Origin of the sequence: Marinobacterium rhizophilum DSM 18822 (genome assembly GCF_000378045.1) — a bacterium.
Classification (GTDB): Bacteria; Pseudomonadota; Gammaproteobacteria; order Pseudomonadales; family Balneatricaceae; genus Marinobacterium_A; species Marinobacterium_A rhizophilum.
The window spans coordinates 17,726-30,835 of record NZ_KB899098.1 but is presented as its reverse complement, the minus strand read 5'-3'; the positions used below and the strand labels follow the sequence as shown (position 1 = coordinate 30,835).

At 56.9% G+C, this 13,110-nt stretch carries 13 protein-coding genes; 6 read left to right on the top strand and 7 right to left on the bottom strand.

Annotated elements, in window-relative coordinates; genetic code table 11:
- Positions 1 to 4 precede the first annotated feature (4 nt).
- The gene (gene mltF, locus F451_RS0112190) at positions 5 to 1,468 is read right to left on the bottom strand and encodes a membrane-bound lytic murein transglycosylase MltF (RefSeq protein ID WP_020681651.1); all 1,464 of its coding nucleotides are present in this window, start codon (positions 1,466 to 1,468) and stop codon (positions 5 to 7) included.
- Between the two features lie 108 nt (positions 1,469 to 1,576).
- Here mltF and purL point away from each other — a divergent pair, with 108 nt between their 5' ends.
- Complete coding sequence (purL, locus tag F451_RS0112185) at positions 1,577 to 5,479, top strand: phosphoribosylformylglycinamidine synthase (RefSeq protein WP_020681650.1); 3,903 nt, start codon at positions 1,577 to 1,579, stop codon at positions 5,477 to 5,479.
- 106 nt (positions 5,480 to 5,585) lie between these two features.
- A complete protein-coding gene (locus tag F451_RS27775) occupies positions 5,586 to 5,873 on the top strand; it encodes a hypothetical protein (protein ID WP_156826466.1) in 288 nt (95 codons plus the stop codon).
- 64 nt (positions 5,874 to 5,937) lie between these two features.
- Here F451_RS27775 and F451_RS0112180 read toward each other — a convergent pair whose 3' ends face one another.
- The 3 genes from F451_RS0112180 to F451_RS0112170 form a co-directional block, all read right to left on the bottom strand.
- Entirely contained in the window at positions 5,938 to 6,552 is a 615-nt protein-coding gene (locus F451_RS0112180) for an OmpA family protein (RefSeq protein ID WP_020681649.1), read from the bottom strand.
- A gap of 192 nt (positions 6,553 to 6,744) precedes the next feature.
- Positions 6,745 to 7,044: a YciI family protein gene (locus F451_RS0112175; protein ID WP_020681648.1), complete on the bottom strand. Its 300-nt coding sequence runs from the start codon at positions 7,042 to 7,044 to the stop codon at positions 6,745 to 6,747.
- A gap of 27 nt (positions 7,045 to 7,071) precedes the next feature.
- The gene (locus F451_RS0112170) at positions 7,072 to 7,614 is read right to left on the bottom strand and encodes a septation protein A (RefSeq protein ID WP_020681647.1); all 543 of its coding nucleotides are present in this window, start codon (positions 7,612 to 7,614) and stop codon (positions 7,072 to 7,074) included.
- Between the two features lie 69 nt (positions 7,615 to 7,683).
- Here F451_RS0112170 and F451_RS0112165 point away from each other — a divergent pair, with 69 nt between their 5' ends.
- The 4 genes from F451_RS0112165 to rluB all read left to right on the top strand — a co-directional run bounded on the left by F451_RS0112165 (position 7,684) and on the right by rluB (position 10,683).
- A complete protein-coding gene (locus tag F451_RS0112165; RefSeq protein WP_020681646.1) occupies positions 7,684 to 8,520 on the top strand; it encodes a PHP domain-containing protein in 837 nt (278 codons plus the stop codon).
- 56 nt (positions 8,521 to 8,576) lie between these two features.
- On the top strand, positions 8,577 to 9,197 hold the full coding sequence (locus F451_RS0112160) for an L-threonylcarbamoyladenylate synthase (RefSeq protein WP_020681645.1): 621 nt from the start codon (positions 8,577 to 8,579) through the stop codon (positions 9,195 to 9,197).
- A 164-nt stretch (positions 9,198 to 9,361) separates the two neighbouring features.
- Entirely contained in the window at positions 9,362 to 9,757 is a 396-nt protein-coding gene (locus F451_RS0112155; protein WP_020681644.1) for an H-NS histone family protein, read from the top strand.
- 74 nt (positions 9,758 to 9,831) lie between these two features.
- The gene (rluB, locus tag F451_RS0112150) at positions 9,832 to 10,683 is read left to right on the top strand and encodes a 23S rRNA pseudouridine(2605) synthase RluB (RefSeq protein WP_020681643.1); all 852 of its coding nucleotides are present in this window, start codon (positions 9,832 to 9,834) and stop codon (positions 10,681 to 10,683) included.
- A 101-nt stretch (positions 10,684 to 10,784) separates the two neighbouring features.
- On the opposite strand, the gene F451_RS0112145 is transcribed toward rluB, so the two are convergent.
- The 3 genes from F451_RS0112145 to ubiG are packed head-to-tail and all read right to left on the bottom strand — an operon-like array spanning position 10,785 to position 12,960.
- A complete protein-coding gene (locus tag F451_RS0112145) occupies positions 10,785 to 11,525 on the bottom strand; it encodes a YciK family oxidoreductase (protein ID WP_020681642.1) in 741 nt (246 codons plus the stop codon).
- 30 nt (positions 11,526 to 11,555) lie between these two features.
- Positions 11,556 to 12,242 (bottom strand): HAD family hydrolase, encoded by a 687-nt coding sequence (locus F451_RS0112140; RefSeq protein ID WP_020681641.1) that lies wholly within the window; start codon positions 12,240 to 12,242, stop codon positions 11,556 to 11,558.
- A gap of 1 nt (position 12,243) precedes the next feature.
- On the bottom strand, positions 12,244 to 12,960 hold the full coding sequence (ubiG, locus tag F451_RS0112135) for a bifunctional 2-polyprenyl-6-hydroxyphenol methylase/3-demethylubiquinol 3-O-methyltransferase UbiG (protein ID WP_026291725.1): 717 nt from the start codon (positions 12,958 to 12,960) through the stop codon (positions 12,244 to 12,246).
- Positions 12,961 to 13,110: the final 150 nt, after the last annotated feature.

Genomic DNA, 13,110 nt, shown 5'->3' with positions numbered 1-13,110 from the left:
AGCCTTATAGCGTCGGCGGCAGGGTTTCCAGCAGGGCCTCGCCCGGGCTGGCGTCTGGCGAGGTGTTATCTCGATTCTGGCGTATTCGGTCAAGCTGTTTTTCCCAGCGCAACAGGTCGATATATTTCTGGATGTTGCTGACATAAAGAACCGGCTCGTAGCCGCGGGCATAGCCCTGGCGCACGGTGCTGTAATATTTTTCTTTGGTCAGCAGGGGCAGGTGCTCCGCTACATCGTTCCAGCTATCAGGGTTCTTGCCGGCGCGCTGGGTCAGTATGCGGGCGTCTTCAAGGTGGCCGAAGCCGACATTGTAGCCGGCCAGTGCCATCCAGGTGTGGTCGGGTTCGGGGATGCGGTCGGGAATCTGGTTCTTGACGCTGATCAGGTAGTGGGCGCCGCCAATGATGCTCTGGATCGGGTCGGTGCGGTCTTCGACGCCCACTTCCGATGCGGCGGCATTGGTGAGCATCATGATGCCCTTGACGCCGGTGGGTGAAACCGCGTCCGGGTTCCAGTGGGACTCCTGGTAAGCCACGGATGCCAGCAGGCTCCAGTCGATATCGGTTTCCTGTTCGGCGATATAAAAGTACTGCTCGTACTCCGGCAGGCGTTCGCGCAGGTCCTTCTTGAACGTCACGGTATCGAAGTAGTTCAGCGCATTGCTGCGCTCAAAGTATTTTTCCTGCAGGTGTCGAACAAGTTCGCCGGTTTCCGGCTTGGCGAAAAAGTTGTTCAGAGCCTCAAGCATGGATCCGTCCTGCAGCTTGGGCAGCATCCAGGCGACGGGTTGTGGTTGCTCCAGCGCGAAGGCTTTTTTGAGGCCCGGGAAGAACGAGTACTGGCCGTCGAACCGAATGCTGTCGGCGACGGTATAGTCGATTTGCTCATTGTGAACCTGTTCCAGCAGATCGTTGACGCTGAACTCCTCTGTTTCTTCCCACTGCAGCTCCGGAAAATCCTGCTGGTACTGGCGCAGTAACTCACTATGACTGGAGTTTGCGAGCACGCGGATTTTCTTGCCGATCAGGTCCTTTATGGAGGTTGGGGCGGGTTTGCCCTGGGTGACGCGGTAAATCAGATTGGCTGCGCTTTCCATGTAGGGCGGTGCGAAACTGAAATCCTTCAGGCGCTGCGGGGTAATAGTCAGGCCCGCGGCAGCGAAATGGGCGCTACGTTCACGCACCTGGCGCATCAGGTCGGAAAAATTGTCCGGAATCTGTAACTCAAGCCGCACGCCAATTTCGTCGGCGAAGGCCCTGGCGAGCTCGTATTCAAAGCCTGACGGCTCGCCCTTGTCGAGAAAATAGTCGCTGGGCGTGTTGCGTGTGGCCAGGCGCAGAACCCCGCGTTCCTGAATGACTTCCAGCCGCGTCATGCTGTTGTAGCTCACCAGAGCCGGGAAGCTCAGCAGCACCAGCAGGCTGAGAATGATGAGGGTATCTTTGCGACGATGAAGGTTTAGCAACATAGTTCGGGCTTTTCTGGTATCCGTATGGCTGTTTCGGTAAAATTCAGGGCCTGTTTTTTCTGTAATCCCTGTCCGTCCAGGCACACTTCAAAGAGGCTCGAAAACGACATGCTCGTACTGCGTGGAGCGCCCGCTCTTTCTGCATTCCGTCACGAAAAGCTGCTGTCAGCCCTGCAATCCAAAGTTGCGGCTATCACAGGGCTCTACGGCGAGTTCATCCACTTTGCCGACCTCAAACAGGACCTGGCGGACACCCAGCGTGATGTGCTGGACCGCATTCTGCGGTACGGTCCCAAGGCCGAAGCCGGCGAGCCTGCGGGCGAACTGGTTCTGGTGGTCCCCCGTCCCGGCACGATTTCGCCCTGGTCTTCCAAGGCGACCGACATCGCTCGCAATTGCGGTCTGTCCGATGTTAAGCGGCTGGAGCGCGGAGTGGCGTACTATATTCAGTCATCAAAGGCGCTGGATCAAGCTGATCGTGCGCTGATTCACGCAGAACTGCATGACCGCATGGTCGAAGCGGTGCTGGGTTCGCTGGATGATGCGGGGCAGCTGTTTGTTGAGGATGTGCCGCAGCCGCTGAGCCGGGTGGACATACTGGGTGGCGGCCGCGACGCCCTGGTTCAGGCCAACAGCACTTTGGGTCTGGCGCTGGCCGATGATGAAATCGACTACCTGGTCGAGAGCTTCAAGGGGTTGGACCGTAACCCGACCGATGTCGAACTGATGATGTTTGCCCAGGCAAACTCTGAGCACTGCCGTCACAAGATCTTCAATGCCTCCTGGGATATTGATGGCGTTGAGCAGGATCGGTCCCTGTTCGCGATGATCCGCAACACCCATGAGCTGGGTGGCGAAAATGTGCTCTCGGCCTACAAGGACAATGCTGCTGTTGTGGTGGGTAGCCGGGCCGGGCGTTTTTACCCTGATCCCGAAAGCCGTGAGTACCGTGCGAATCAGGAAGATATCCACATCCTGATCAAGGTCGAAACGCATAACCATCCCACTGCGATCGCGCCGCACCCGGGTGCGGCAACGGGCTCCGGTGGCGAGATTCGCGACGAGGGTGCTACCGGACGTGGTGGCAAGCCCAAGGCCGGTCTGACGGGCTTTAGCGTCTCGGATCTGAATATTCCGGGCTTTGTACAGCCCTGGGAGTCACAGTACGGCAAGCCGGATCGTATCGTGTCGGCGCTGGATATCATGCTGGAAGGCCCCATTGGCGGCGCGGCGTTCAATAACGAATTCGGGCGCCCGGCGCTGACCGGCTATTTCCGTACCTTTGAGCAGCGCGTCAATGGCGCTGGCGGCGAAGAAGTGCGCGGTTATCACAAGCCGATCATGCTGGCCGGTGGTCTGGGCAATATCCGTGCGGATCATGTTGAAAAAGGCGAGATCCAGACGGGTGCCAAGCTGGTGTGTCTGGGTGGTCCGGCCATGCAGATTGGCCTGGGTGGCGGCGCGGCCTCGTCGATGTCCTCCGGCACCTCGTCGGAAGATCTTGATTTTGCATCGGTGCAGCGTGGTAACCCCGAGCTGGAGCGTCGCTGTCAGGAAGTGATCGATCAGTGCTGGCAGCTGGGTGAGATCAACCCCATTGCCTTTATTCATGATGTCGGTGCCGGCGGTCTGTCCAATGCCTTCCCTGAGCTGGTGAAGGATGGCGGTCGCGGTGGCGATTTCGGCTTGCGCAACATCAACAGTGACGAGCCCGGCATGACGCCGCTGGCCATCTGGTGCAACGAAGCGCAGGAGCGTTACGTGCTGGCGGTGCAGCCCGAAGACATGGCGCGCTTTGAGGCCATCTGCGCGCGCGAGCGCTGCCCTTATGCCATTGTGGGCGAGGCGACCGAAGAGCATCACCTGACCCTGGGTGACACGCACTTCGACAACAAGCCTGTGGATCTGCCGATGAGCGTGCTGTTCGGCAAGCCGCCGAAAATGCACCGTAGGGTGCAGCGCAGCAGCTATGAAGTGGCGGAATTTTCCACCGGTGAACTGCAGCTGGATGAGGCTATTGAGCGTGTGCTGCATCTGCCTGCAGTCGGTTCCAAGTCTTTCCTGATCACCATTGGTGATCGCTCCATTACCGGTCAGGTTGCCCGTGACCAGATGGTCGGCCCCTGGCAGGTGCCGGTGGCTGACTGTGCTGTAACCACCGCGGCTTATGACACCTACGCCGGCGAAGCCATGGCGCTGGGTGAGCGTAGTCCGCTGGCCCTGGTGGATGGGCCTGCGTCCGGTCGCATGGCGATCGGCGAGACGCTGACCAACCTGGCGGCTGCACGTATTGGCGAGATCGGCGAAGTGCGCCTGTCGGCCAACTGGATGTGCGCCGCCGGACATCCGGGTGAAGACGAAAAACTTTATGATACCGTCCGTGCCGTTGGTATGGAGCTGTGTCCGCAGCTTGGTATTACCGTGCCGGTGGGCAAGGACTCCATGTCCATGCGCACCGTATGGGATGAGAACGGCGAGCAGAAGAGTGTCACGGCACCCTTGTCGTTGATTATCTCCGGCTTTGCGCCGGTGCTGGATGCGCGCAAGACACTGACGCCGCAGCTGCGCACCGACAAGGGTGAGACCGACCTGATTCTGCTGGATCTGGGTAATGGGCAGAATCGACTCGGGCTGTCCGCGCTGGCGCAGGTGTATAACCAGGTCGGTCAGTCAGTGCCGGATGTGGATGACGCCGATCAGTTGGCGGCGTTCTTTGCGGCCATTCAGGAGCTGAACGAGCAGGGTCTGCTGCTGGCTTATCATGACCGTGGCGATGGTGGTTTGCTGGCGACGGTGGCGGAAATGGCCTTTGCGGGTCACACCGGTGTTGATCTGCATCTCGATCTGCTGGCTGCCGATGAATCCGAAATTGCCGCTGCGCTCTTCGCCGAAGAGCTCGGTGCCGTGATTCAGATTTCGAGGGAGAATACTGAAACCGTTCTGACCGAACTTAATGCCGCAGGCCTGGGTGATATCGTCAAGGTCATCGGCTCCCTTAACCTGGATGATCAGCTGTGTATCCACTTCGATGACGAAGAGGTCTACAGTGCTTCGCGCATCGAGCTGCAGCGGATCTGGGCGGAAACCTCTTATCGCATTCAGGCGCTGCGGGACAACTCCGAGTGCGCGCAGCAGGAATTCGACGGCCTGCTGGATGCGGCCGATCCGGGCCTGCATGCCGAGCTGACCTTTGATCAGAATGATGATGTGGCGGCGCCGTTTATCAATACCGGCGTGCGTCCGCGTATCGCGGTGCTGCGCGAGCAGGGCGTCAATGGCCAGGTGGAAATGGCGGCGGCCTTCGACCGGGCGGGTTTCGCGGCAGTCGATGTGCACATGAGCGACATTATTTCCGGACGTCGCACGCTGGAAGAGTTCAAGGGGCTGGTAGCCTGTGGTGGCTTCTCCTACGGTGACGTACTGGGGGCCGGTGAGGGCTGGGCCAAGTCGATCCTGTTTAACGGCGTCGCACGGGAGCAGTTTGCAGCTTACTTTAATCGTACCGATACCTTTGCGCTGGGAATCTGTAACGGTTGCCAGATGCTGTCCAACCTGCACGAACTGATTCCGGGTGCGGAACTCTGGCCGCACTTTGTGCGTAACATGTCCGAGCAGTTTGAGGCTCGCGTAGCCATGGTGGAAGTGCAGCAGAGTGCCTCCATTTTTCTGCAGGGCATGCAGGGGTCGCGCATGCCGATCGCGATTGCGCACGGCGAAGGGCGTGCGGAGTTCCGTGACGAGGCGCATCTCATCGGCCTGCAGGGCGCAGGTGATATCGCGCTGCGTTATGTGGATAACTATGGTCGCGTGACTGAGCAGTATCCGGCCAACCCTAACGGTTCGCCGGCCGGTATCGGCGGTGTTACCACGGCCGATGGCCGTGTGACCATCATGATGCCGCATCCGGAGCGGGTGTTCCGGGCGGTGCAGAATTCCTGGGCGCCAGAGGCCTGGGAAGAAGACGGTGCCTGGATGCGCATGTTCCGTAATGCGCGGGTCTGGGTTGGCTGATTTCGTCGGTAGTCATCTGTAAATAAAACGGCAGCCCAAGGGCTGCCGTTTTTTATACAGGGACGTACGTATCCTGCGGGCGCATGGATGCGCAGGAGCAGGGTTTGTGCAGGGACGTATTTTGGTATTTTTTGCTCCTGCAAAAATGCCATTTCCGCCATCCCTGGCGGTCATCCTGCGGGCGCATGGATGTGCAAGAGCAGGGCTTGTACAGGGACGTATTTTGGTATTTTTTGGCTCCTGCCAAAATGCCATTTCCGCCATCCTTGGCGGTCATCCTGCGGGCGCATGGATGCGCAGGAGCAGGGTTTGTGCAGGGATGTATTTTGGTATTTTTTGCTTCTGCAAAAATGCCACTTCCGCCATCCCTGGCGGTCATCCTGCGGGTGCTTGAGCGGGTACGAATGACAGGCACAAAAAAGCCGGCATCAGCCGGCTTTTTTACAGCTTGAGATAGATTACATGTCTTTCTTGTCGCCGGAGATCTGTACGTCTACGCGACGGTCTGCACGCAGGCAGGCAATCAGAGCAGCGCCGCGGCCGGAGCAGCTTGCGACCGGTGCAGATTCACCCATGGAGCTGACGCTGATCTTGCTGCCGTCGACGCCGGCAGAGCGCAGCTCGGAAGCCACGGCTTCAGCGCGACGCTGGCCCAGACGCTGGTTGTAGTCGGCGTCGCCGATGAAGTCAGCGTTACCTACCAGGTCTACATTATCCAGCTGGGACATGGAGCCGATGTAGTTGACGATGGCGCTGATGTCTTCTTCAACCTTGGCGCTGTCGAAGTCAAAGAAGAGGCTGAATTTCTTGTCAGCGCTAACCATCATCGGCTCGGCTGGCGCAGGAGCCGGAGCAGGCTCTTCGGCTTTCGCCATTGCCTGGTAGCCGTCGCAGCCTTCAACTGTGGCATCTGCTTCAGTGAAGAAGCCGGTGTGCCAGCATTCGCCGAAGCTGTTACGCCAGATAGTGGCGGAAGAGTCTTCCACGTAGCCTTGGTTGGTCGGGTGTGCCTGGGCAGCGGCAGACAATGTCATAGCCAGCGCGACACCGGCGGAGAGGGCAAACTTTTTCATAGTAAGATTTCCTTGTGCCTGTTGTGGGTGGTCAGTCTATAAAAATAGCCCAAATTCTCTCCCACGGTTCCTTAATGATGGTTGAATCTAACCGTCAACGTCCGTGGTGGCCAGGGGTACTTTTCACAGCTGTAGACAGCTACCGGTTACGGTATAGCTAATCGGCACCATACTAGCATACAGATTGTGTATTTATGGTAAAACTTTTTTGTAAGGTTTTACTGTAACTCGGGCGTATACGCCTGCCTTTATATAGGGGTCTTCATCGGCCCAGGCTTGGGCAGCTTCCAGTGAGCGGAATTGGGCAATAACAAGGCTTCCGCTGAACCCGGCCGGACCCGGATCTTCGCTGTCAATGGCGGGGTGAGGGCCTGCAACGAGCAGACGTCCTTCATTTTTAAGCTGCTCGAGGCGGGCGAGGTGTTCGGGGCGTGCTTGTAATCTTCGCTCCAGGCTGTCGGGTTTGTCTTCGGCCATGATTGCGTAAAACATGTTACCGTGCTCCTTTTTTTGTCAGTGTTATTTTTGAGTGTCGTTCTGGATATGTTTGGACATGTACAAACCCTGAGCAAGGATAAATACAAATGTCAGTCCCAGCATGCCGAATAGTTTGAAACTAACCCAGGCTTCTTCGCTCATTGTGTAGGCAACGACCAAATTAACAATGCCCATGCTGATGAAGAACAAAATCCAGGCAATGTTGAGGTTGCGCCATGCCTGGGGTGGCAGCGCTATGTTGGCATCCATGAGACGCTGTACAACCGTTTTTTGGCCGATAAAGTGGCTACCCAGAAAGACGGCGCCAAAGAGCCAGTTCACGACAGTGGGCTTCCACTGAATAAATGTCTTGTCCTGGAAGATGATGGTTGCCCCGCCCAAAAGCACCACCAGTACCAGCGTAACCAGTTGCATCTTTTCGATGCGGTGTGTGCGTATCCAGGTGTACAGCATCTGCAATAGGGTGGCCGGGATTAGCACTGCGGTTGCCAGGATGATGTCACCGCTGGCCTTGTATACGATGAAGAAGATGATGATGGGCAAAAAATCGAGTAACAGTTTCATGGGCTTGAAGTCTACTGAGTGGAGCCCCAGTATAAAGGCCCGCTCATGACTTATAAACCGGACGCTGTAATGGTACTACCGAAATATGATCTGCACTGTCACTCGACCGCTTCCGACGGTGTGCTGAGTCCTGTCGAGCTGGTGGCCCGGGCGGCAGAACAGGGTGTTGAGGTGTTGGCTATTACTGACCATGACAGCATTGGAGCCATCGCGCAGGCGCAGGCGCCGGCACAGGCGGCCAATATTCGGCTATTGCCGGGTGTGGAGCTGACTGCATGCTGGGGCTCGCGCGTAGTGCATCTCGTTGGGCTCGGTTTTGATCCGGCGGCACCGTCGTTGCAGCGATATCTTGACGAGTTGACTGTCTTGCGGCTGGACAGGGCACAACGAATAGCCAAGAAGTTGATGGGACGAAGGTTGCCAGATCTGCTGCCGGCGGTGCTTGAGCTGGCGGGGGATGGTCAGGTTGGACGTCCGCATTTTGCGATGGCGCTGGTGGCGGCGGGTGTGTGCGAAACTGAGCAGCAGGCGTTCAAGAACTATCTGGGCACAGGCAAGGTGGGCGATGTAAAAATGGACTGGCCGGCCATGTCCGAGGCGCTGGCATTGCTGCACGGTATTGGTGGTCTGGGAATATTGGCGCATCCGACCAAGTACCGGCTGACCTTTAGCCGGCTTCGCTCCCTGCTAACGGATTTTGTAAATGCCGGTGGGGATGGGGTTGAGGTTAGCTATGCAGGTATAAAGCCAGAGCATCAGCGGGAGTTGCAAAAGATCGCTCGCAAAATGGATCTCATGGTATCGGCCGGCAGTGATTTTCATCAGCCCGGCAGGCCCTGGGTGGAGCTTGGGCGTTTTCTTCCGCTGGATACCGAGTGTCGGCATGTGTTGACTTCGCTTCTTTAGTCTTCTTTGCTGGGCTACACTGCGTCTTGAAAGGGAATCAGGACAGGCAGGTAATCGTGAGTCAGTTTTTTCAGATACATCAGGAAACCCCGCAGAAGCGTTTAATACAGCAGGCTGCTGAGATAATCAGGCAGGGTGGGGTTGTGGTATATCCCACTGATTGTGCCTACGCCCTGGGTTGTCATCTGGGTGACAAGTCGGCGATGGAACGCATTCAGCGTATTCGCAAACTTGATGACAAGCACAATTTTACTTTGGTATGTCAGGATCTGAGCGAAATAAGTACCTATGCCAAGATGGATAACCAATGCTATCGCCTTATAAAGGCGCATACGCCGGGGGCTTATACCTTTATCCTGAATGCAACCAGTGAAGTTCCGCGCAGGTTGATGCACCCCAAGCGTCGCACTATCGGTATTCGTATTCCCAACAACCCTATTGCACTGGCATTGATGGAAACGCTGGGGGAACCCATTATGAGCACCTCCCTGATATTGCCTGGCGATGACCAGCCGCTGGCTGATCCCTATGATATTCGTGACCTGTTGCAGCACAGTGTCGACCTGGTTATTGACGGTGGTTATTGCGGTATGGAAGCGACGACCGTTATTAATCTTGTGGACGGTGTTCCAGAGATCATTCGTCAGGGGGCTGGTCCTGTAGATACTCTTGGCTGAGGCTGTCTTTCGGTCCTCTGTGTTAGGTGTGTGGCTTTATGGAAAGGCGCGTTTCTGGTGCAAAAAACTGGCTCGTGCTTTAAAAAGGGCAGCTTGCTTGAATTTGATAGTTTAAGAACGATAATTGTTTTATCTATTCTCTCTAATTTGCGAGCATTCGGCCCATGTCTGATTTTGTGAAAGTTCTTACCCGCAAAAATTCGTTGCGCAAGCAGTGTCAGGACCTGTCGGTTTCCGATGTTGAAAAGGTGCTGGCAGATCTGAATGAAATTCTTCAGGAACGTCATGCTGAGGAAGCCGAGGCGCGGCTTGTTGAGCAGAAGAGAATGAAAAAAATTGCCGAAATTCGCAAGCGCATGGAAGAAGCGGGCATAGGGCTCGATGACCTGAAGGCCATCAAGGATTCAGCCGGTCCCAAGCGCAAGGTCGAGGCAAAATACCGCATCAAGGATGCCGCTGGCACTGTCCATGAGTGGTCCGGTCGCGGTCGTACACCGGTTGCGTTCAATGAGTACTTTGAAAAGCATGGTGTCACCAAGGAAGATACACGCATCAAATAGATTACGTGCTATGATTCGTCGAAGCTCTCCACGGCAATCTTGGGGAGCTTTTTTCGTTTTAAAGGAAGCGTCAAATGTCAGATGAAAAGCTGCAAAAAGTACTGGCGCGCTCCGGATTGGGCTCACGTCGTGAGATGGAGCGTTGGATTGAAGAGGGGCGGTTCACCATTGATGGTGTGACGGCGACCCTTGGAGATCGTATTGGGCGTAAGGCCCAGGTTTTAATGAATGGTCGTGAGGTCAAGCTGGTGTTCGAAAAGGACAGTCAGCGCCGTGTGCTTATTTACAACAAGCCGCTCGGTGAGATCTCGACACGGCACGACCCTGAAGGTCGAAAAACCGTATTTAGTCATCTGCCGCCGCTGAATCAGGGGCGCTGGATCGCCATCGGGCGTCTGGATATCAATACCAGCGGCCTGCTGCTGTTTACCACTGATGGCGAACTGGCCAATGCAATGATGCATCCGTCGGCCCAGATCGACCGTGAATATGCCGTGCGTGTGCTCGGTCATGTCGATGAGGCCATGCTGGCTCGCCTCAAGGAAGGTGTACTGCTAGAAGATGGCATGGCCCGTTTCACGGACGTGCAGTTCTTTGATGGTGAAGGTGCCAACAAGTGGTATCACTGTGTGGTTATGGAAGGCCGCAACCGTGAGGTGCGCCGTCTTTGGGAGTCTCAGGGTATCCAGGTCAGCCGCTTGAAGCGCGTACGTTACGGGCCGCTTTTTCTGCCCAGTGATGTTCCAGTGGGTACCTGGAAAGAGCTGACGCCCAAGGAAATCACCAATCTTGGCAAGATGCTGAGCCTGAAAGAGAAAAGGCCGGTTAAGCTCGACACCAAGGAAAAAGAAACGCTGGAACGCCGCTACAAGCGCCAGCGCAGCCGCCGTGAGGTGGGTGGTCGCCGCAAACCCTCGGGCGATTGAGTGTCAGGTGCGATCCATTATGGGTCGCACCCTTATTTTCCTGCCTTCCTATCTCATTTCCCGCCATCGAGCTGCCGGAGCGCTAAATCAGTGACTGCGGCTTATTGCGCATCCAGTGACTGGCCATTCACCGTTTTGCTGTCTGGCCCCATCAGATAAAGATACAGCGGCATGATCTGTTCCGGCGTAGGGTTTGTCTCGGGGTTTTCGGCCGGATAGGCGCTGGCGCGCATCTGGGTTCGGGTTGCGCCGGGGTTGATGCAGTTGACGCGTATGTGGGTGGTATTTTCCAGTTCTTGCGCAAGGATCTGTGACAGCCCTTCGGTGGCAAACTTTGATACCCCGTAGGCACCCCAGAATGCCTTGCCGGTGCGGCCGACGCTCGACGTGGTGAATATTATCGAGGCATCCTCACTTTGGCTGAGCAGCGGAATCAGTGCCTGTGTCAGCATAAAGCCCGCAGTGACATTGACCTGCATTACCTGGTTCCACACGACCGGGTCGTAAGACTCTATGGGGGTGCGTAACCCGAGCAGGCTGGCGTTGTGCAGCAGACCGTCCAGGCGGCCGAACTCCTGCTCTAGAGTGTTGGCCAGCTCTACGTATTCGTGCTCGCTGGCACTTTCCAGGTTCAGTGGCACTATGGCGGGCTGCGGGTGGCCGGCGGCTTCAATTTCGTCGTATACCTGCTCAAGTTTTTCCAGCGTACGCCCCACCAGAATCACGGTAGCGCCCTGGGCCGCATAGGCGTGCGCGGCGGCACGGCCGATGCCGGCACCGGCTCCGGTGACGAGGATGATGCGGTCTTGCAGCAGGTTTTCCGGAGCTTTGTATTCGAACATGAAACTTCCTTCGCGGGCCGATGGCCGGGTTCAACTCAGGCGATAAAGGGATTGTAGCAGGGGTTTGATGGCATCGGCGGTGTCGACATTGTGATCGCTGCGCCAGTCACGCGGGTCTTCGCCGGGCGCTATGTAGCCATACAGAGCCGCAATGGTGGCCAGGCCTGCGCGTCGGCCGGCTTCGATATCGCGTATGTGGTCACCGACATAGACGCTGTTTTGCGGTTTGCAGCCAAGTTCCTGGCACGCAAGCCAGATGGATTCGGGGTGGGGTTTGCGTTCGCGTACCTGTTCGGGGCAGATGACAGTGCCGGCACGGTGGTCCAGTTCAAGTCGCTGCAGCAGCTTGTGGGTGTAGAGTTCGGGCTTGTTGGTGACGATCCCCCAGGCGATCGCGCTGCGTTCGAGCCAGTCAAGCAGTGGCATAATGCCATCGAATGGCCGGGTTTTGATGGCCAGGTGTTCAAGGTAGATATCCAGAAAACGCTGGCGTAGCGATTCGACCTGCGGGTGTTGCTCGGGCAGGTTGAATGCGGTGCAGACCATGGCGGTGGCGCCGTTGGACACCTGCTGACGCAGAGCGTCGTAATCCAGTGCGCGCTGGTTCTCTTCGGCCAGCAGGCGGTTGATAACCCAGATGAAATCGGGCGCGGTGTCGAGCAGGGTGCCATCCAGGTCGAACAGGACTGCCTGCAGTTGTGTATCGGGCAGGGGCATCTTATTCCGGTTTGCTCACGGCCATCATGTAGTTTACATCCACATCCTTGGGGTCCAGGCGGTAGACCTTGGTCAGCGGGTTGTAAGTCATGCCGGTGATATCGTCCAGACGCAGTCCGGCGTCCCGTATCCAGCGGCCGAGCTGTGACGGGCGGATGAATTTGTTGAAGTCGTGGGTCCCCTTGGGAACCAGCTTGAGCAGGTGTTCGGCGCCAAGAATGGCGAACAGGTAGCTTTTCGGATTTTTGTTCAGGGTCGAGAAAAACAGTTTGCCACCCGGGCGGGTCAGTCGCGCACAGGCGTCGATGATGGACGCAGGGTCGGGTACATGTTCGAGCATTTCCATGCAGGTGACGACATCGAAGCTTTCGGGGGCTTCGTCGGCCAGCTGTTCCACGGTGACCTGGCGGTAGTTGATCAGAATGCCGCTTTCCAGGCCGTGGAGCTTGGCAACTTTGAGCGGGGCCTCGCCCATGTCGATGCCCGAAACCTCGGCGCCGCGCTGTGCCATCGATTCCGACAGGATGCCGCCGCCGCAGCCGACATCCAGAATACGCTTGCCGGCCAGGGATGCGATACGGTCGATATAGCCCACGCGCAGGGGGTTTATATCGTGCAGTGGTTTGAATTCGCTGTTGCGGTCCCACCAGCGACTCGCCAGTTCTTCGAATTTGGCAATCTCGTCCGGATCGATGTTGAGGTTGTGCGAATCGGTCATGGTGGCTGTTTTCGCTGGCAGTAAAAGGATGGCGGCCATTCTAGCACCGGCCCGAAAGCGAATACAGGTTAGCGCAACGCCTTCTTTTTAAGGGAATCTTTGGATCGCTTTGTGGTATACTCGCCCGGTTAAAAGCGCCGGAATACCGGC